Source organism: Thermoanaerobacter brockii subsp. finnii Ako-1, assembly GCF_000175295.2.
In the GTDB taxonomy this organism is placed as follows: domain Bacteria; phylum Bacillota; class Thermoanaerobacteria; order Thermoanaerobacterales; family Thermoanaerobacteraceae; genus Thermoanaerobacter; species Thermoanaerobacter pseudethanolicus.
In genome coordinates this window covers 1,423,132-1,442,412 of sequence record NC_014964.1, presented here as the reverse complement: position 1 = coordinate 1,442,412, position 19,281 = coordinate 1,423,132, and the positions used below count along the sequence as shown (strand labels likewise).

The 19,281-nt window shown below is 33.8% G+C and carries 18 protein-coding genes; 17 read left to right on the top strand and 1 reads right to left on the bottom strand.

Annotated elements, in window-relative coordinates:
• Positions 1 to 4: 4 nt before the first annotated feature.
• Genes THEBR_RS07150 through holA form a run of 4 tightly spaced genes read left to right on the top strand, consistent with a single transcriptional unit; the run spans position 5 to position 4,745 of the window.
• A complete protein-coding gene (locus tag THEBR_RS07150) occupies positions 5 to 730 on the top strand; it encodes an HAD family hydrolase (protein ID WP_004405177.1) in 726 nt (241 codons plus the stop codon).
• Complete coding sequence (locus THEBR_RS07145) at positions 727 to 1,449, top strand: MBL fold metallo-hydrolase (RefSeq protein ID WP_012269427.1); 723 nt, start codon at positions 727 to 729, stop codon at positions 1,447 to 1,449. The genes THEBR_RS07150 and THEBR_RS07145 overlap by 4 nt, the downstream gene beginning before the upstream one ends.
• Position 1,450: 1 nt before the next feature.
• Complete coding sequence (locus tag THEBR_RS07140) at positions 1,451 to 3,724, top strand: DNA internalization-related competence protein ComEC/Rec2 (RefSeq protein WP_012269426.1); 2,274 nt, start codon at positions 1,451 to 1,453, stop codon at positions 3,722 to 3,724.
• A gap of 4 nt (positions 3,725 to 3,728) precedes the next feature.
• A complete protein-coding gene (holA, locus tag THEBR_RS07135; protein ID WP_012269425.1) occupies positions 3,729 to 4,745 on the top strand; it encodes a DNA polymerase III subunit delta in 1,017 nt (338 codons plus the stop codon).
• Positions 4,746 to 4,771: 26 nt separating this feature from the next.
• Here holA and rpsT read toward each other — a convergent pair whose 3' ends face one another.
• Positions 4,772 to 5,056: a 30S ribosomal protein S20 gene (rpsT, locus tag THEBR_RS07130; protein ID WP_003868087.1), complete on the bottom strand. Its 285-nt coding sequence runs from the start codon at positions 5,054 to 5,056 to the stop codon at positions 4,772 to 4,774.
• Between the two features lie 133 nt (positions 5,057 to 5,189).
• Here rpsT and THEBR_RS07125 point away from each other — a divergent pair, with 133 nt between their 5' ends.
• The 13 genes from THEBR_RS07125 (at position 5,190) to prmA (ending at position 19,276) form a co-directional block, all read left to right on the top strand.
• On the top strand, positions 5,190 to 5,516 hold the full coding sequence (locus tag THEBR_RS07125) for a phage holin family protein (RefSeq protein ID WP_003868086.1): 327 nt from the start codon (positions 5,190 to 5,192) through the stop codon (positions 5,514 to 5,516).
• 5 nt (positions 5,517 to 5,521) lie between these two features.
• Complete coding sequence (gene gpr, locus THEBR_RS07120; protein ID WP_009052604.1) at positions 5,522 to 6,487, top strand: GPR endopeptidase; 966 nt, start codon at positions 5,522 to 5,524, stop codon at positions 6,485 to 6,487.
• 69 nt (positions 6,488 to 6,556) lie between these two features.
• Positions 6,557 to 7,747, top strand: coding sequence for a stage II sporulation protein P (gene spoIIP / locus THEBR_RS07115; RefSeq protein ID WP_009052603.1), 1,191 nt, complete (start codon positions 6,557 to 6,559; stop codon positions 7,745 to 7,747).
• A gap of 96 nt (positions 7,748 to 7,843) precedes the next feature.
• The gene (locus THEBR_RS07110) at positions 7,844 to 10,018 is read left to right on the top strand and encodes an alkaline phosphatase family protein (protein ID WP_003868083.1); all 2,175 of its coding nucleotides are present in this window, start codon (positions 7,844 to 7,846) and stop codon (positions 10,016 to 10,018) included.
• A 137-nt stretch (positions 10,019 to 10,155) separates the two neighbouring features.
• Positions 10,156 to 10,278 (top strand): hypothetical protein, encoded by a 123-nt coding sequence (locus THEBR_RS12635; RefSeq protein WP_255345457.1) that lies wholly within the window; start codon positions 10,156 to 10,158, stop codon positions 10,276 to 10,278.
• A gap of 3 nt (positions 10,279 to 10,281) precedes the next feature.
• Entirely contained in the window at positions 10,282 to 10,551 is a 270-nt protein-coding gene (locus THEBR_RS07105; protein WP_009052601.1) for a hypothetical protein, read from the top strand.
• 33 nt (positions 10,552 to 10,584) lie between these two features.
• Positions 10,585 to 12,396: a translation elongation factor 4 gene (gene lepA, locus THEBR_RS07100; protein WP_012269424.1), complete on the top strand. Its 1,812-nt coding sequence runs from the start codon at positions 10,585 to 10,587 to the stop codon at positions 12,394 to 12,396.
• Positions 12,393 to 13,520: a radical SAM family heme chaperone HemW gene (gene hemW / locus THEBR_RS07095; protein ID WP_009052599.1), complete on the top strand. Its 1,128-nt coding sequence runs from the start codon at positions 12,393 to 12,395 to the stop codon at positions 13,518 to 13,520. Before lepA ends, hemW begins: the two co-directional genes overlap by 4 nt.
• Before the next feature lie 94 nt (positions 13,521 to 13,614).
• A complete protein-coding gene (gene hrcA, locus THEBR_RS07090) occupies positions 13,615 to 14,646 on the top strand; it encodes a heat-inducible transcriptional repressor HrcA (RefSeq protein WP_003868079.1) in 1,032 nt (343 codons plus the stop codon).
• Positions 14,647 to 14,668: 22 nt separating this feature from the next.
• Positions 14,669 to 15,250: a nucleotide exchange factor GrpE gene (gene grpE, locus THEBR_RS07085; RefSeq protein WP_218623599.1), complete on the top strand. Its 582-nt coding sequence runs from the start codon at positions 14,669 to 14,671 to the stop codon at positions 15,248 to 15,250.
• Between the two features lie 17 nt (positions 15,251 to 15,267).
• Positions 15,268 to 17,106 carry a molecular chaperone DnaK gene (dnaK, locus tag THEBR_RS07080; protein WP_003868077.1) on the top strand — a complete coding sequence of 613 codons (1,839 nt, stop codon included), beginning with the start codon at positions 15,268 to 15,270 and terminating at the stop codon, positions 17,104 to 17,106.
• A gap of 55 nt (positions 17,107 to 17,161) precedes the next feature.
• Positions 17,162 to 18,322 carry a molecular chaperone DnaJ gene (dnaJ, locus tag THEBR_RS07075; RefSeq protein WP_003868076.1) on the top strand — a complete coding sequence of 387 codons (1,161 nt, stop codon included), beginning with the start codon at positions 17,162 to 17,164 and terminating at the stop codon, positions 18,320 to 18,322.
• Positions 18,323 to 18,349: 27 nt separating this feature from the next.
• Positions 18,350 to 19,276, top strand: a complete 927-nt coding sequence (prmA, locus tag THEBR_RS07070; protein ID WP_012269423.1) for a 50S ribosomal protein L11 methyltransferase — start codon at positions 18,350 to 18,352, stop codon at positions 19,274 to 19,276.
• The last annotated feature ends 5 nt before the right edge of the window (positions 19,277 to 19,281 follow it).

Sequence of the window (19,281 nt, the reverse complement as noted above, 5' to 3'; positions counted from 1 at the left end):
GAGAATGATTGATACATTTTTATTTGACTTGGACGGGACATTGCTTCCTGTCGATACGGATAAGATGTTAGATGAATACTTTTTAAGTCTTACAAAAAAGCTTTCTCCTCTATTTGACCCCCATTTTTTATTTAAAAGTCTTTATAGTGCCAGTATGGACATGATAAATAATTTGGAACCCAACAAAACCAATGAAGAGGTGTTTTTTGATTCTTTTTTAAAAAAAGTCAACTATCCAAAAGAGGAATTGGATGTACTTTTTGAAGACTTTTATTTAAATGATTACAAAGAGTTAGGAAAAAATATTAAGCCCAATGAATACGTCAAGAAATCCTTAGAAATTTTGAAAGAAAAAGGCTATACACTTGTTTTAGCAACCAATCCTGTATTTCCAAGAATTGCAATTTTAGAGAGGCTTAGATGGGCAGGCCTTAATGAAAGCTATTTTGATTTTATAACTACTTATGAAAATATGCATTTTTGTAAGCCCCATATACAATACTATGAAGAGATATTAAAAGTTATAAATAAAAAGCCGGAAAATTGTTATATGGTGGGAAATGATGTGGAAGAGGACTTGATAGCTTTTAAGTTGGGTATGAAGACTTTTTTGATTGAGGACTATATGATAAATAGAAATTCAAAAGATATAGTAGCGACACAAAAGGGTAGTTACAAAGATTTATATGAATTTGTCTGTAGCTTTAAGGAGGGAGGCAAAAATTTATGAAAGTCACAGTGTTAGGGTGTCATGGACCTTTCCCTGGGCCTTATGGGGCTACTTCCGGATATTTAGTAGAAGATGAAAATACTCATATTTTACTGGACTGTGGCAGTGGAGTAATAAGCAGATACCAAAGGTATTACGACTTAAATAAATTAAAATACATAATTTTGTCTCATTTGCACTCTGACCATGTAGCAGACATGATGGTTTTAAGATATGCTCTTGATATTATGAAGTCAAGAGGCATGATAACTGAACCTGTGAATGTATATTGTCCACAAACACCAGAAAATGTTTTTGAAGATTTTAAGTTTAAAGATGTTTTTAATTTACACATTATAAATGAAGAGGCTACTTTAAATTTAGAGGGAATAGAGATTTCTTTTAAAAAGATGACGCATCCTGTAGAGACTTATGCTGTGAAGATTAAAAAGGGAGAAAAAATCTTTGTATATAGTGGTGATACCACCTATAATGAAGATTTAATATCTTTTGCAAATAAAGCTGATTTATTCCTATGTGATGGAAATTTCTTGACAGGAATGCAAGGACCACACTTAACTGCTGCGGAAGCTGCTGAAATTGCTAAGAAAGCCGAGTGCAAAAGACTAGTTTTGACTCATTTGTCACCGCTTATTTCTATCAAGGATTATTATGATGAAGCAATTAAAGTCTTTGGAAATACAGAAATTGCAAGAGATTTTGAAGTTTATGTGATATAAAATGGAATTTCCATTTTTATATCTTACTGTAGCTCTTTCTTTAGGAATAATAATTGGAAGATATGTTTTTCATCCTTTTGCTTTTTTGCTTTTATTAGCAATTTCAGTGGCTATTTCTTTGTGGCGGTATTTGAAAAATAAAAATGTCAGTTTACTTCTTTTAATTTCTTTTATTTTTGTAGGTGCAATTTTAAGTGGCAATGCTTTTAATTCTCCCAATCCTTATCTAAAGTTTGAAGATAAATTTATAACTATAAATGGTAAGGTGTACGAGGTAAAAGAATATGAGGGATATGCTAAATACATAGTTAAACCGCCTAAATTACCTAAAGTATTGGTTACTCAATATGGGGGCAAATATCCTTCAGAGGGAGATATTGTAAGTATAAGAGGGATAATTTCAATTCCCCAAAAAGCTACAAATCCAGGAGGCTTTGACTACAAGCTCTTTTTAAAGAAAAAAGGAATTTATGCAGTTATGAGGGTGCAGGGGTATGCCGTTGACATTGTGGGCAAAGGCAATTTAAATTTTATTGAGAAGGTTATATATGCTGCAAAGCAAAAAACAGAAGTTAATTATATAAATTCAATGCCCGAAAGAGATGCTAAGTTTGTTATATCGATTTTTTTAGGAGATAAACTTGTTGACGATGAGACTTTGGTACAATTTAGGACAGCAGGTATTTCACATATTATTTCCGTATCAGGAATGCACGTAGCAATCATAACAGGTTTTATACTTTATATGTTAAGTCTTTTTAACATTAGAAGGTACAAAGTTCCTATCATTATAATTGTATTGACCTTCTATGCAATTTTAACAGGAGCAAATCCGCCAGTTATAAGGGCAGCTCTTATGGCTTCTATCGCTTTAATTGGCACTACTTATGGCAAAAAACATAATTCTATAAATTCTTTGTCTTTTGCTGCTTTTGTGATATTAATATTTAATCCTTTAATGCTGTGGGATGTAGGTTTTCAACTTTCATTTGTTGCTACTTTAGCTATTTTGTATTTCTATAAGCCGATACGAGAAAAATTATCAATGCTAAATCCCAAAATACGAGAATTAGTCGCTTTAACTCTTTCTGCTCAAATTGGCACAATCCCCTTTACCATGTATTATTTTCATTATATATCCATAATTTCGCTTTTGTCCAACATTGTAATAGTGCCATTGGCGAATATAGCAGTCGTTTTGGGATTTTTATCGGCTATGATAGGGCTGATTTTTCCTCCCTTGTCCTATTTTATAAATTTTATAAATATACCTGTTGTAGAAGTTATTTTGTACATAACGAAATTATTCAATAGCTTTCCTTATGCCAGTATAAATACTATTGTTCCGCCTTTGTATGTGATTGTTTTGTATTATGGGATTTTAGCAGTCCTACTTAGCAGTTTTGATAAAAAAACTAAAAAGATTTCTATTGCAATTGCCTTGACTTTTGTTATAGCAATTTTCTTTTATAATTATCTATTGCCTAAAGATTTAGAAGTGACTTTCCTGGATGTAGGACAAGGGGACAGCACTTTTGTCAGGACACCCCACGGCAAAACTTTTTTAATAGATGGGGGAGGCAGACCCTTATTTGCAATTTCTTCATTTGATGTCGGAGAAGATGTGGTACTTCCATTTTTGTATTACAAAGGTGTTATGAAGCTTGATGGAGTTTTTATATCCCATACTGACATCGACCATGTAGGCGGGATACTTAGTATTTTGCAGCAAATGAAAGTTGACAAAATCTTTATAGGGATACAAAAAGTTACTGATGATAATTTCAAAGAATTGATGGAAATTGCAAAATCAAAAAACATTCCCGTTGTGTTTTTAAAAAAGGGTGATAAAGTCAAAGTAGATGGTGTTGAAATATATGTTTTGCACCCTGACCCAGCAAATTTGATAGAAGAAAATCCCATAAATAACAATGGTCTTGTTTTTAAAATGAAGTATAAAGATATGGAGTTTTTATTTACAGGTGATATAGAAAAACCGGCCGAAGAAATTTTAAAGAATTTAGACATAAAGACTGATATTTTGAAGGTGGCTCACCATGGGTCAAGTACTTCATCTTCAGAAGAATTCATTGAAAAAGCCAATCCGAAAGTATGTATTCTCCAAGTAGGTAAAAACAGTTATGGACTCCCTGATGAGAGAGTGCTAAAATATCTTCAAGAAAGGTCTATAGTGTATAGAACAGACAAAAATGGTACCATTATTGTAAAGACAGATGGGAAAAAGGCATATATAAGGACTGTTCTTAAGGAGTGAAAGAATGAAGTATAAAGAATTAATAGACAGTTTAAAAAAAGGAGAAATACATAATATATATCTTTTTTACGGAGAAGAGAGATTTTTGTTGTCAGACGCTATCAAAAGGTTTAAATCAAAGATCTTAAAAGAAGAAACCTATGAGATGAATTACATAGTTATTGAAAAGAATGATCCAGAAGAGTATGTAGATGCTATCATTGAAAGCTGTGAGACTTTGCCTTTTTTTTCTGAGTATAAGTTAGTTGTAGTAAAAAACGAGGAGGACCAACTTTCTAAATTGAGTGATAAGAGTTTAAAAAAGCTTGTGAATTATATGGAAGAAAGAGCCAATATGGCGGAGAATAAAACAGTTTTGATTATTGTAGATGGAGAAAAGGTAGACTTGAGGAAGAAGTTTTACAAATTTATAGAAAAAACAGGTAAAATAGTGTATTTTCAAAAGCTTTCATTTGAAGAAGCTGTAAATTACACAGGTTATTTTTTTAAAAAAAGTGGGAAAAAGATAAGCAAATCTGATGCAGAATACTTTGTAAAAAGTGTAGGAACTGATTTGTATGCTATTGTAAATGAAATACATAAAGTGGTTTGTTATTCTGACAGTGAAGAAATAAAAATGGAAAAAATGAAAGAAGTCCTTACTATAAACCTGCAACAAAACATTTTCAATCTTGTTAGTGCTATAGGAATGAAAAAAGAAAAAGAGGCTTATAAAGTTTTATACGCCCTTTTAGAAAAGGGAGAAGTACCTCTTATTATATTGTCCATGATAGTAAGACAGATGAGGCTGATCGCTAAAATCAAAACTTTTGAAAGCAAATTTGTAGATAAAAAGAGTATAGCATCTTCTTTAGGAGTGCCATATTTTGTAGTAGAAGAACTAACAAGACAAAGTAAGTTTTTTAAAAAAGAGGATTTAGAAAGGGCATATAAAGAATGCTTAAAATGTGACATTGCATTGAAATCAGGGGCGGATAGCAGTTTGGCATTGGAGGAGCTTGTAAAAAAATTGTGCAAATGATAAAAAGCGTACTTTTAAGGTACGCTTTATTCATTACTTGCTGCTGATTTTAAAAGTGCATTAAATTTTGCATAAAGTCTGGATTTTTTTCTTGCCACTGTGTTTTTATGAAGAACTCCTTTTGTGGCAGCTTTGTCCAATTCTTTGACGGCAAGTCTTAATTTTTCTTTTATTGTTTCTATATCTCCTGTTGCTAAACTTTTATTAAAGTTAGAAATAAATGTTTTGACTCTTGATTTTATCATTTTATTACGCAAAGTCCTTTTTGCGATAATAGATATTCTTTTCTTTGCAGATTTTGTGTTTGCCAAAAGTTTCACCTCCTCAATCGAATTTAATTTTACCACGAAAGAAATAGTTTTTCAAGGATTAATACATTTTCTACTTTATCACAGAGGTATAAAATTTGTCAATTTGTTTATCATAATTAGAGGAGGTGATTTGATGTTACAAACCATTATACGTTTTATTGTGTCAGCTATTGTGCTATTGGTGGTGGGATATCTTGTACCTGGCTTTAGTGTTGCAGGCTTTTGGGGAGCTCTTATTTCAGCATTGGTAATAGCTTTGTTGGGTTATATTGTAGAATTAATATTAGGAAAAGATATTTCACCAAGAAGCCGTGGTTTTGTAGGATTTATTGTTGCGGCGGTAGTGATATACGTTTCTCAGTTTATTGTTCCTACCATTCATGCAACAATAGTTGGTTCGTTGATTGCTGCTTTTGTGATAGGACTAGTTGACGCCTTTGTACCCACAGAGTTGAGGTGATGTAAATGTACAGTATAAGGACAGACCTTGCAGTAGAAGCGAGAGAATTATACAAAGGAAGAGAGATTCCAGGGGTTAGGGTGGATGAGAAACACTTAGAGGGTATAAAGGTGACAAAGGTCAAAATTTTAAATGAAGAAGGAGAAAAAGCAATGGGGAAGCCAGTGGGGGACTATATAACTATTGAAGCCCCCGGCCTCATTGAAAGGGATTTAGATTTAGAAGAAGAAGTTGCAAAAGTTTTAGCAGATATAATTAAAGAAATAGCTAATTTGACGGAAAATACACAAGTTTTAGTAGTGGGGTTAGGTAATTGGAATGTAACTCCTGATGCGTTGGGACCTCGTGTAGTTTCCAATATTGTAGTAACAAGGCATTTAAAGGAATACGCACCTCAACAGTTTGGCGATGAAATTCGGTCTGTCAGTGCAATTTCTCCCGGAGTTTTGGGAATTACCGGAATAGAAACGGCTGAAATTTTAAAAGGAGTAGTTGACAGAATAAAACCTGACTTAATAATTACAATTGATGCTTTGGCTTCAAGAAGATTAGAGAGGCTGTCAACTACTATTCAAATTTCAAATACAGGTATAAGTCCAGGGTCTGGAATAGGTAATAGAAGGCTTTCCATTACTGAGCAAAGCTTAGGTATACCCGTAATAGCCATAGGAGTTCCTACAGTAGTAGATGCAGTAACAATTGCTAACGACACCATCGAATATTTAACAGAAGAGTTACTAAAACACACCAAAGAAGAAAGCCCTTTTTATGAAGTGCTTAAGAACATGAGTCAACAAGAGAAATACAGTCTCATTCAAGAAGTTTTAACACCTTATGTACATAATCTTGTAGTTACTCCTAAAGAAATAGATTTATTGGTACGAAATATAGCTTCAATTATATCTAGAGGAATAAATCTTGCACTGCAACCTGGTCTTACAGAAAGGGAAATGAATCAATTACTTCATTAAACATGAAGTACTAAAGCACCTCTTGATGGAATATTTATAAAATATAAAAACCAAAGAGAGGTGCTTCTTTTGTACAGGTATTATAGTTTAAAGATAAGCAGGATAATGTTTTTAATTTTGTTATTGACAAATGTTTTTCTTTATAATTGGATGACACAACCTTATAAAGGTGAATATAAACAAATAATTGGTGATTCTTTTTCAGAGGAGTATGATAAATTAGACAGTTTATTTGTAACTTCAATAAATTATACCCTGCCGATAATAGAAGTAGCTTTTACCTCTCAGGGATATACAGGAAAGGATTTAACCTTTTCCACTTTGTTAAATGCTAAAGTTAAAGACCCTATCAATATATTGAAATTTCAACTTCCAATTTTAGCACAGGTAGATTTGAAAAAGGTAAGTACTAATAATATACAGAATGATGATGCACAAACAAATCCTCCTTCTAATAACAATGTGAATTTGTTTGATACTAATGCACAAAGTGACAAAAACACATCTCAGACACAAGGAGAGGAAGAAAAACCAGTTTTGAAAAATATAGATAATAGTAAACCCTATCTTTTGATATATCACACTCATACTATGGAAGCTTATGCTGCTACAGAAAAGAACAAATACATAGCAAGGTACGGCTATGATAGGACAGATGATTTAAATTATACTGTTGCAAAAGTAGCGGATTATCTTACGGAATATCTTAGAAAAGAAGGAATTCCTGTATTGCACGACAAAACTATCAACGATTATAACTATGACAAATCTTATGTAAACTCTTTTGCAACAGTCAGTAAAATTTTAAAGGAGTATCCTTCTATTAAGGCAGCGATTGATTTGCATAGAGATGGCTATGGTGCTGTTATGAAACCAGGAGTAGAAACTATTCCTGTTTTGAGCAATTTGCCAAACCAAGATTTTAGAAAAAAATATGTGATGGAAATAAACGGGGAAAAAGTAGCAAGAGTTTCTTTCATAATAGGCTCAAGAAGGACACCGGAAATGCAACAAGATTGGAGAAAAAATTACGAATTTGCCAAAAGAATAAGTGATAAATTAAATGAGCTTTATCCCGGCCTATCTTTAGGAGTACAGGTAAAGCCCTACAGTGAATATAATCAGCATCTTCTTGAAAAGTCGATACTGATAGAATTAGGAAGTAACTATAATACTTTAGAGGAGGCAATTGCAACTACAAAGTATCTGGCTAAAGCCATTAGTGAAGTGATAAAGCAGCAACAAGATTTTGGGCAGTGAAAACTGCTTTTTATTTTATAGCGATAGATGTTGATATTAATTTAAAAAAAGGTTAAAATAAATTACTGTAATTATCAAAGATTTAGGAGGTTCTTTATGAAATTTGTAGCAAGAATAATGGGATTGGTCTTGGCGTTTTTAATCCTCTTTAGTACTGTTTCTTATGGACAAGTAAATAGTATAAAAGATAGAAAAATAGTTATTTTTATTGTAGACAGGGTTAATTTAAATGACTATGTTGAAAATGACCTTCCTAATATAAAATACCTCATGGAAAATGGTACATATGGACTTATGACGGTAAATTCTGATGGAGGCAGGACCCCTGAAAACGTGTATATGACAATTGGTTGTGGGACAAGAGCTGTAGGATCTGAAAAAGCTTCCCTTAATTTTAATGCTTCTGAAATAGTAAATGGAGAACAAGCCTCTATAATTTTCAAAAGAAATACAGGTATTAAACCCCAAGTATTTAATATAGTAAATTTAGATTTTGCGCAAGTAGAGAGAAATAACCTAACTCGAAATCACATTGTAGTACCTGGCTTATTAGGCACTCTTTTAAAACAAAATGGAAAAACTGTTGCTGTGTTTGGTAATGAAGATACTGATGTAGAACAAAGAAGATATGCACCTCTTATAGTAATGGATGAAAAAGGAATTGTAGATTTTGGGGATGTGAGTGATAATGTCTTAAAAAGAGACCCTTTCAGCCCTTTTGGAATTATGACAGATTATGATTTGCTTTATCAAAAATATACTGAGATGAAGGAAAAACCCGACTTAACGGTTTTTCAATTAGGGGATACGTTAAGAGCGAATGATTACCATAAATATGCGATGGATAAAATTAATGAGAGAAATAAAAAAAGGGCTTTATACGAAGCAGATAAATTTATTGGCAAAGTCATAAGAGAAGGCAGTCCCAACACCTTATACATTGTCTTAACTCCACTTCCTCCATCTAAAGATATGGGGCAAAAGAGTTATTTAACCCCCATAATACTTTTTGGACCAGGCTTTACTAAAGGCTATGTTACTTCAGACACAACAAAAAGAGAGGGGATTGTCACAAATACAGATTTAATGCCGACAATTTTACAGTATTTTGACATTCCTATACCCACTTTTTTGATGGGACATCCCCTTTATAATTCTGGTTACAAAGGAAGTGTAGACAAATTATTGGCTGAAAGTCATAAACTTGTTTTTAATTACACTTATAGGCCTATTTTCTTAAGGACTTATGTGGTTTTAGAGATAATAATTTTAATTTTAGCCCTATTAGTTTTGTTTTTTTTAAAAAAGTATGCGGTCTATTTAAAGCCTCTATTATTTTTTGTTTCTACTATTCCTTTGACTTTTTTGCTATTACCTTTGTTTAATTATACTAGTCTATCAAATAGCATCGTGGGAATATTATTTTTGACAGCAGTAGCAATTATAGCGATTCATGAAATTAATCCTTATGGTTATTATTTCTATGCTATAATAGGTTTAATTACTTCCCTTGTTTTGCTAATTGACCTTGTGACAGGGCAATATTTGCTAAAAAATTCTTTTTTAAGCTATGACGTCATCGTAGGGGCCCGTTTTTATGGCATAGGAAACGAGTATCTGGGGGTATTGATTGGAGCCGTCTTATGTTTTACTACAATGGCTTTTGAAATTTTTTCGAATAAAAAGCTGCTTTTAGCTATAACTTCAATAATATACGCACTGGTATTCTACTTTATTGCAGCTCCAAGTATAGGTACAAATGTTGGAGGATCGATAACGGCCTTTGGAGCTTTTGCTGTGGCATTGTTACTTTTATCTGGTAAAAAAATTAACATAAGAAATCTATTGTATATTGGGATAGGGATAGTTTTAATGCTTATAGGACTGTTTTACTTGGATTCTTTAAGGCCGGTTTCTCAACAAACTCACATAGGACAAACTTTTGCTTTAGTAAAAAACCATGGCATAGAATCTTTATTGCAAATTTTTGAAAGAAAGCTTTTAATGAATTATAAACTCATAAAATATTCTATATGGTCGAGAGTATTGTTGACACTTATAGGTGTTTTACTAATTCTTTTCTTCAAACCCGTTGGAGTGTTGAGTGAAATTTTCAAAAAACACTCCTACATTCGAATATGCTTTGTTGCGACGATTATAGGAAGCATTCTTGCATTGGTTTTTAATGATTCAGGAATTGTAGCGGCAGCTACAATGATGGTGTTTGTAGGACCTATGCTAATACATCTTGTTATTGATGAAATCTCTTAAAAGGTGGTTTTATGGTAAAAATGAAGGTATTGCAAATTGTAAGAAAATCAGAAGGAGGAATAAAAAAACATTTACTATAACTAGTGATATTATTAGACAAAATAGGTATAAAATGGAAAAAAGTTATGGAGAATTTTTTGAAAGTTGCAGAACTGAGAAAAAATATAAGCTTAAAAGGAAAAGAAAGTGCAGAAAAATATAGTTATGATAAAATGATTAAAGAAATACAACAGATTTATCATACCTTGAAGGGAAGATAAAAGATGAGGCTTACAAGGACAAGAGAGAGAAAGAAACAGATTCAAAGAAAGAGACTTGTAATCTTTGCTCTTTTATTGTACATTGTTATTATGGTAGTAGGACTTGTAATAGCTGATTCTTCCTTTAATGAAATTACTACTGGAGTGAGGAAAGTAAAAATATTTGGTGTATATTCAAATAGCGAAAAGGTGATCGTTAAAATTTTTGGTAAGGAGTCAGTTATTGACATAGGAGGGTTAAGCCAATACTTTAAAGGCCGATTTTGGAAATGAGGTCTAAGTCTTTAATTTTTGAGGAGGTACAAAATGTCAGAGAGGATGCAGTATATTAGAAATTTTTGCATTATTGCTCACATAGACCATGGTAAATCTACTCTTGCAGATAGACTTATTGAGAAAACAGGTTTTCTTTCTGAAAGGGAAACAGATAAGCAAATTTTAGATAATTTAGAATTAGAAAGGGAAAGAGGAATTACTATAAAGTTAAAGCCTGTAAGAATGATTTATAAAGCTAAAGATGGAAATGAATATGAGCTTAATCTCATTGATACCCCTGGACATGTGGATTTTACTTACGAGGTATCCCGAAGTATTGCAGCTTGTGAAGGAGCCCTGCTTGTAGTAGATGCTACACAAGGGATTGAGGCGCAAACCCTTGCTAATGTATATATGGCTTTAGAACATGATTTAGAGATAGTACCTGTGATAAATAAAATAGACCTTCCTTCAGCAAATCCTGAACATGTAAAAAAAGAAATTGAAGACGTGATTGGGATTGACGCAGAAGATGCTTTGCTTACCTCTGCTAAAGAAGGCATAGGTATAGAAGAAGTTTTAGAAGCCATTGTAAATAGAATTCCCCCTCCAAAAGGAGATGAAAATAAGCCTTTAAAAGCGCTAATTTTTGACTCTTTTTATGATAATTACAAAGGAGCAATAAGCTTTGTAAGGGTAGTAGATGGAATTGTTAAACCAGGAATGAGAATAAAAATGTTTTCTACTGGCAAAGTTTTTGAAGTTACAGAAGTGGGTATGTTTAGACCTAACCTTTATCCAGTAGAAGAGCTTAAATCCGGTGAAGTTGGCTACATTGCTGCCAGCATAAAAAATGTAAAAGACACTCGTGTAGGAGATACAATAACAGACGCAGACAATCCAGCCGATTCTCCACTTCCTGGCTATAAAGAAGTAGTGCCAATGGTCTTTTGTGGAATTTATCCTGCGGATGGACAAGATTATGAAAATTTAAAAGAAGCTTTAGAAAAACTTCAGCTAAATGATGCGTCACTTGTATTTGAACCTGACACCTCTGCTGCCTTAGGTTTTGGATTTAGGTGTGGCTTTTTGGGACTTTTGCACATGGAAATAGTCCAAGAAAGACTTGAAAGAGAGTACAATTTAAACCTTGTCACTACTGCTCCAAGTGTAATCTATAAAGTATATAAGACTAATGGAGAAGTATTGGATTTGGACAATCCTACAAAAATGCCACCTCCTACGCAAATAGATCATATTGAAGAGCCAATTGTGGAAGCTACTATTATGGTGCCTACTGAATATGTAGGGGCGATTATGGAGCTTTGCCAGGATAGACGGGGAGTATATTTAGGAATGGAATATTTAGAACAAACTCGCGTACTTTTAAAATATGAAATGCCTTTAAATGAGATAATATACGACTTTTTTGATGCTTTAAAATCACGAACAAGGGGTTATGCCTCTTTCGACTATGAGCTTAAAGGGTATAAAGAATCTAATTTGGTAAAGCTTGATATTTTGATAAATGGCGAATTGGTAGATGCTTTATCCATGATAGTTCATAAAGATAAAGCCTATGAAAAAGCGAGAAAAATTGTAGAAAAGTTAAAAGAAAATATTCCAAGGCACCTCTTTGAAATCCCAATCCAGGCTGCAATAGGTTCTAAGATTATTGCAAGAGAGACTGTAAAAGCTTTGAGGAAAAATGTCCTTGCCAAGTGCTATGGAGGAGACGTAACTCGTAAGAAAAAACTTTTGGAGAAGCAAAAAGAAGGTAAAAAGCGCATGAGACAGGTGGGAAGTGTTGAAATACCTCAAGAGGCTTTTATGTCAATATTGAAATTAGATGATGAAAAATGAGGGAGATAGGATTATACATTCACATTCCTTTTTGTAAAAGAAAATGCTATTATTGTGATTTTAATTCTTATGCAGGCTATGATTATCTTTTTGACGACTATATTCGGGCACTACTTATGGAAATAGAATCAAATTCTACAAAAGATTATAATGTGGTTTCGGTTTATATAGGAGGAGGTACCCCTAACCTTTTGCCTCCTTCTTATATAGAGAAGATATTGAAATCTGTATTTAAAAATTATAAAATACTTGATGGTTGCGAAATTACTATTGAAATGAATCCCGGCCTTATAACTGAAGAAAAACTAAAAATTTATAAAGACAACGGGATAAACCGAGTAAGTATTGGACTTCAAGCTTTTCAAAATAGGCTTTTAAAATATATAGGTAGAATTCATACAGTAGAAGAATTTTTTGGAAATTATGAGTTAGTGAAAAAGTTCTTTGACAATATAAATATAGACCTGATGTACGCTCTTCCTACTCAAACCTTTAAAGAGTGGCAAGAAACTTTAAAAGAAGTAGTAAAATTACAGCCGACGCATGTTTCTACTTATAGCTTGATTTTAGAACCTAACACCTCCTTTTACAGACTTTATGAAAAGGGTCAGTTGCCTATAGTTGATGAGGAAGAAGAGCTTAAAATGTATCATTGGGGTATAGAGTTTTTAAAAGAAAAAGGCTATCACCATTACGAAATATCTAATTTTGCATTGCCCACATTTGAATGTCGCCACAATATTTTATACTGGGAATGCAAAAATTATTTGGGATTTGGTGCAGGAGCCCATTCTTATATGGCGGATGTGAGATATAGTAATATTGAAAATATAAAAGACTATATTAAGAGCATTTTAGAAAGAAAAAGTGCAGTTAAGGAAAAGATAAAGTTGACAAAACAAGATAGAATGGCTGAGTTTATGTTTTTAGGAATGAGAATGACAAAAGGAGTGTGTGACAAGGATTTTAAGAAAAGATTTGGTATCAGTTTGTTTGAAATTTACAAAAAAGTAATACAAAAATACTTAAAAGAAGGTCTAATTGAGATTGATAATGAGTGTGTAAAACTTACCGAGAGGGGTATTGATGTCTCTAACGTCATTTTTGAAGAATTTCTGCCCTAAATGAGTATTGACAAAAAATTATAAGAGTGGTATTTTAAAAACATGAATTAGCACTCAATCGAGTAGAGTGCTAATAATACATGGGGTGGTGAAAATGCCGTTAGATGATAGGAAGAAAAAAATACTATATGCGGTTATTACTGATTATATTATGACGGCAGAGCCAATAGGGTCGAGAACAATAGCTAAGAAGTACAATATAGGATTAAGTTCTGCTACTATAAGAAACGAAATGGCGGATTTAGAAGAAATGGGATATTTGGAGCAACCTCATACTTCCGCAGGAAGAATACCTTCAGATAAAGGATATAGATTTTATGTAGACAGCATTCTTCGAAATTATATAAACAATGACCCTCCAATTAGCTATAATACTCGCGAGGAAATAATAGCAGAATTTGATGAAATTGTAAAGAAATATGCAAGAATTTTGGCTAACATAACTCACCATACTACAGTTGCTAAAATGCCAAAGTTGAACCCTGATAGAATAAAGAAAATCCAACTTATACCTGTTGCTTCTAATAAAATGATCTTTTTAGTAGTGACGGACACAGGAATTGTAAAAAATTACTTGCTAAATTTATGCCAAAATGTAGATAGAACTATTTTTGAGTTTTTAAATAATTTGTTAAACGAGAAAATTGCCGGAAAAAGTGAAAAAGATATTTTTGAGTTTTTACAACAGGATTTAAGGCAGATGTTGGGAGAGATGGCTTTTATAGCCGACGAATTGATAAACACTATACTTTTGAGCTTGAAGCAGTTACAGGAAACAGACATTTATGCGGATGGAACTTCCCATATTTTAGATTTTCCTGAATACAAGGATTTAGGCAAAGCAAAAAATTTCTTCAATCTTTTGGACAACAAGTCGTTATTGAACGAAGTTTTAGAGCCTGAAGTAGATTTTATAGATGTGAGAATAGGAAGCGAAAACAAGTTTGAAGAGATGAAGGATTTAAGCGTAATAAAAACTACTTATAAGATTAATGGCCGTGTGGTGGGTACAATAGGAATTATAGGACCTACAAGAATGGATTATAGGAAGTTGATTAGTGAAATCAATGTGATGACAAAAGAGCTTTCAAATCTTTTGTCGAGTATATACAATGATGAAATATAACGAGGTGATATAAGTGGAAGAGATGGAAAAAGAAATTAACAAAGAGGAGGAAAATGATGTAAATAATTTAGAATCAAATGAACAAATGGAAGGGCCTCCTGAAGAGGAAGAACAAACACAGCAAGAGCATCAGCAACAAACGGTTGATGAAATAGAGGAATTAAAGCAAAAACTTCAGCAAAAAGAGGCTGAAGCTCAAGAATATTTAGATATTGCACAAAGATTGAAAGCAGAATTTGAAAATTACAGGAAGAGAACAGAAAAAGAAAAATCAGAAATGGTAGAATATGGTAAAGAAATAGTAATTTTAGAACTTTTGCCTGTTATGGATAATTTTGAAAGAGCTTTGGCGAGCAGTGGAGATTATAATTCTCTAAAAGAAGGGATAGAATTAATTTACAGGCAGTTTAAAAAGATGTTGGATAAATTTGGTGTAAAAGAAATTGAAGCAGAGGGGCAGATTTTTGACCCCTATAAGCACCATGCTGTAATGCAGGAAGAGGTAGAAGGAAAACAACCAAATGAAATTATTGAAGTTTTCCAAAAAGGGTATTATCTAAAAGATAAAGTAATAAGACCAAGTTTGGTTAAAGTAGCAAAATAAAAAGGAGGTTGAAAAATATGGGGAAAGTTATAGGAATTGACTTAGGAACTACTTTTTCTTGTGTTGCTGTTATGGAAGGAGGCCAACCTGTAGTAATACCTAACGCAGAAGGAGCTCGTACTACGCCTTCAGTCGTTGCTTTTACTAAAGAAGGAGAAAGGTTAGTAGGGCAAGTTGCAAAAAGGCAGGCAATTGTAAATCCTGACAGGACTATAATGTCTATAAAAAGACACATGGGAACTGATTACAAAGTAAAAATTGACGATAAAGAATATACACCTCAAGAGATTTCTGCAATGATTTTGCAAAAGCTCAAGGCTGATGCAGAAGCTTACTTGGGTGAAAAAGTTACACAGGCGGTAATTACTGTTCCTGCTTATTTCAATGACAGCCAAAGACAGGCTACAAAAGACGCAGGTAGGATTGCAGGTCTTGAGGTTTTGAGAATAATAAATGAGCCGACAGCTGCTGCTTTGGCATATGGCCTTGACAAAGAAGGAAATCAAAAGATAATGGTTTACGACTTAGGTGGCGGTACTTTTGACGTTTCTATTTTGGAAATAGGAGATGGAGTATTTGAAGTTTTGGCTACAAGTGGCAATAACCACTTGGGTGGGGATGACTTCGACCAAAGGATAATAGATTGGCTTGCTGACAACTTCAAAAAAGAATATGGAATTGACTTAAGAAATGACAGGATGGCATTGCAGAGACTAAAAGATGCTGCGGAAAAAGCAAAAATAGAGCTTTCTTCTGCAACGGTTACTAATATAAACTTGCCATTTATTACTGCTGATGCTACAGGTCCAAAACATATAGATGTAAATCTTACAAGGGCAAAATTTGAAGAGCTAATCTCCGACCTTGTAGAATCAACTGTAGGTCCTGTTAACCAAGCATTAAGCGACGCAGGTTTAAAACCTTCTGATATTGATAAAGTCATTCTCATTGGTGGTTCTACAAGAGTGCCTTTGGTACAGGAGACAGTAAAGAGAATAATGGGTAAAGAACCTCACAAAGGAATTAACCCAGATGAGGCAGTGGCTATAGGTGCAGCTATACAGGCGGCAGTATTGGCCGGAGAAGTGAAAGATATTCTCTTACTGGACGTAACACCTTTGTCTTTGGGTATAGAGACCTTAGGTGGAGTATTTACTAAGATTATAGAGAGAAACACCACAATACCTACAAGAAAGAGCCAGATATTTACCACTGCAGCGGATAATCAGACTTCTGTTGAAATACACGTGTTACAAGGCGAAAGGCCTATGGCAAAAGACAACAAAACTCTCGGAAGGTTTATTTTGTCAGGGATTCCACCAGCTCCAAGAGGAGTACCTCAAATTGAAGTTACTTTTGACATAGATGCCAATGGAATTGTACATGTTTCTGCAAAAGACTTAGGTACTGGTAAATCTCAGGATATAACTATTACTTCTACAACTAATTTGTCAGAAGAAGAGATACAAAGAATGATTAATGAGGCTAAGCAGTATGAAGAACAAGATAGGAAGAAGAAAGAAGAAATCGAAATAAGGAATAAAGCAGATTCTCTCATTTATCAAGCTGAAAAAACAATGAAAGACCTTGGAGATAAGATGACGCAAGCCGAAAAAGATGAAATAAATAGAGAAATAGAAAATGTGAGAAAAGCTCTTGAAGGAAGCGATATAGAAGCGATTAAAAATGCTTCTGAGAAACTTTCACAAGCCTTCTACAAAGTTTCTACAAGAATATACCAACAAGCGGGAGGACAAACGGGAGGAGCTACAAATACAGGTAGTGCTGGACAAGGTACAACACAGGACAATGTTTATGAAGCCAACTATAAAGTGGAGGATGATGATAATAAATAATATAGAACCAGGTTTTACCTGGTTCTAATTTGCGTAATGAAAGGCAGGTGAGAAAGTGGCTAAAAAAGATTTATATGAAATATTAGGAGTAGATAGAAATGCCACAGAAGAAGAAATAAAAAAGGCTTATAGACGGCTTGCTAAGAAATATCATCCTGACTTGAACCCAGGAGATAAGGAAGCAGAGCAAAAATTTAAAGAAATAAACGAAGCTTACGAAATTCTCTCCGACCCTCAAAAAAGAGCCCAATATGACCAATTTGGAGACGCAGCCTTTGAGCAAGGCGGTTTTGGCCAAGGTGGATTTGGTCAAGGAGGTTTTGGAGAGGGCGGTTTTGATTTTGGAGGCTTTGGAGGATTTGGCGATATATTTGGCGATATTTTTAATGATTTCTTTGGTACTGGCAGGAGAAGAGCAGAAACAGGCCCTCAAAAGGGTAATGACATAAGATATGACCTTACTTTAACTTTTGAAGAGGCTGCTTTTGGAACAGAAAAAGAGATAGAGGTTGAGCGATTTGAAGAATGCGATGTGTGTAAAGGAACAGGGGCAAAGCCAGGTAGCAAACCGGAGACTTGTCCTGTATGCCATGGAACTGGTGAAGTGAGAACTGCACAGAATACTCCTTTTGGAAGAATTGTAAATATAAGAACTTGTCATAGGTGCCATGGTGAAGGAAAAATTATTACTGACCCTTGCAACAAATGCGGTGGAACAGGTAGAATTAGAAGGAGGAGAAAAATTAGAGTTACTATACCAGCAGGAATAGACGAAGGACAAATGCTTACCTTAAGAGGGGAAGGAGAGCCAGGCTTAAGAGGAGGTCCAAGGGGAGATCTGTATATTGTAATTCACGTAAAGCCCCACGAGTTGTTCACAAGAGAAGGATACAATGTGCATTTGAAAATGCCTATAAGTTTTGCTGATGCAGCTTTAGGCGGAGAAATAAAAATTCCTACGCTGGATGGAACAGTTAGTTTTACAATACCAGAAGGAACTCAGACAGGGACTAAGTTTAGGTTAAGGGGAAAAGGGATTCCTCACATAAATGGAAGAGGACGCGGAGACCAAATTGTAGAAGTTTATATTGATGTGCCTAAAAAGTTGACAGAAAAGCAAAAAGAATTGCTAAGAGAATTAAAAAAATTAGAAGGAAATACTGCGACAGAATCAAAATCCTTTTTTCAAAGGATGAAGGATGCTTTTGGCGGATAATAAATTTAAATTAAAGGTGTGAAAAGAATGAAATGGATTGAAGTACAAGTTACAACTACACAAGAAGCAGAAGAGGCTGTGACAAATATCATGCACGAATTAGGAGCTGGCGGTGTAGTTATAAAAAACCCTAATGATGTAAAACTGTTGGCGCAAAGTGATAATTGGGATTATTTGGATTCTTCTCTTTTTGAAGAAGAGGGAAATATTAAGGTTTTTGCCTATTTTCCTATTGCTTCAGATACTACAGATAAAATAAATATTTTAAAAGATAGAATTGTAGAACTTAAATCTTTTGGAATTGATATAGGCAATTTTGACGTAAAAGTCTCAGAAGTAGATGAAGCGGACTGGGAAAACAATTGGAAACAGTACTACAAGCCTCTAAAAATAGGGAAGAAAATAGTGATTAAGCCTTCTTGGGAAGAATATGTATCTCAAGGAGAAGAGATAATTATCGAGTTAGACCCCGGAATGGCTTTTGGCACAGGCACCCATGAGACTACAAAGATGTGTTTGGAGTTTTTAGAAGATATTGTGATGCCAGAAAGCATAGTTTTTGATGTAGGTTGTGGCTCAGGGATACTTAGTATTACTAGTAGCAAATTAGGAGCAAAGGAAGTTTATGCGGCAGATATAGACGAAGTTTCTGTGGAAGTAGCCCGACAAAATGTAGAATTAAATAACTTGCAAAATGTAAAAGTATTTAAAAGTGATTTATTAAGCGAATTTAGAGGAAAAGCTGACATTATAGTGGCAAATATTATTGCTGATGTGATAATTAAGTTGTCGGCAGAGGTTCCTAAATACTTAAAAGAAGAGGGCTTATTTTTAGCTAGTGGTATAATAAAAAGTAGAAAAGAAGAAGTTTTGCAAAAAGTTGAAGAATTTTTTGAAGTGTTGCAAATTAGAGAAGAAGGAGAATGGTGTGCAATATTATCAAGGAAAAAGTGAGAGCT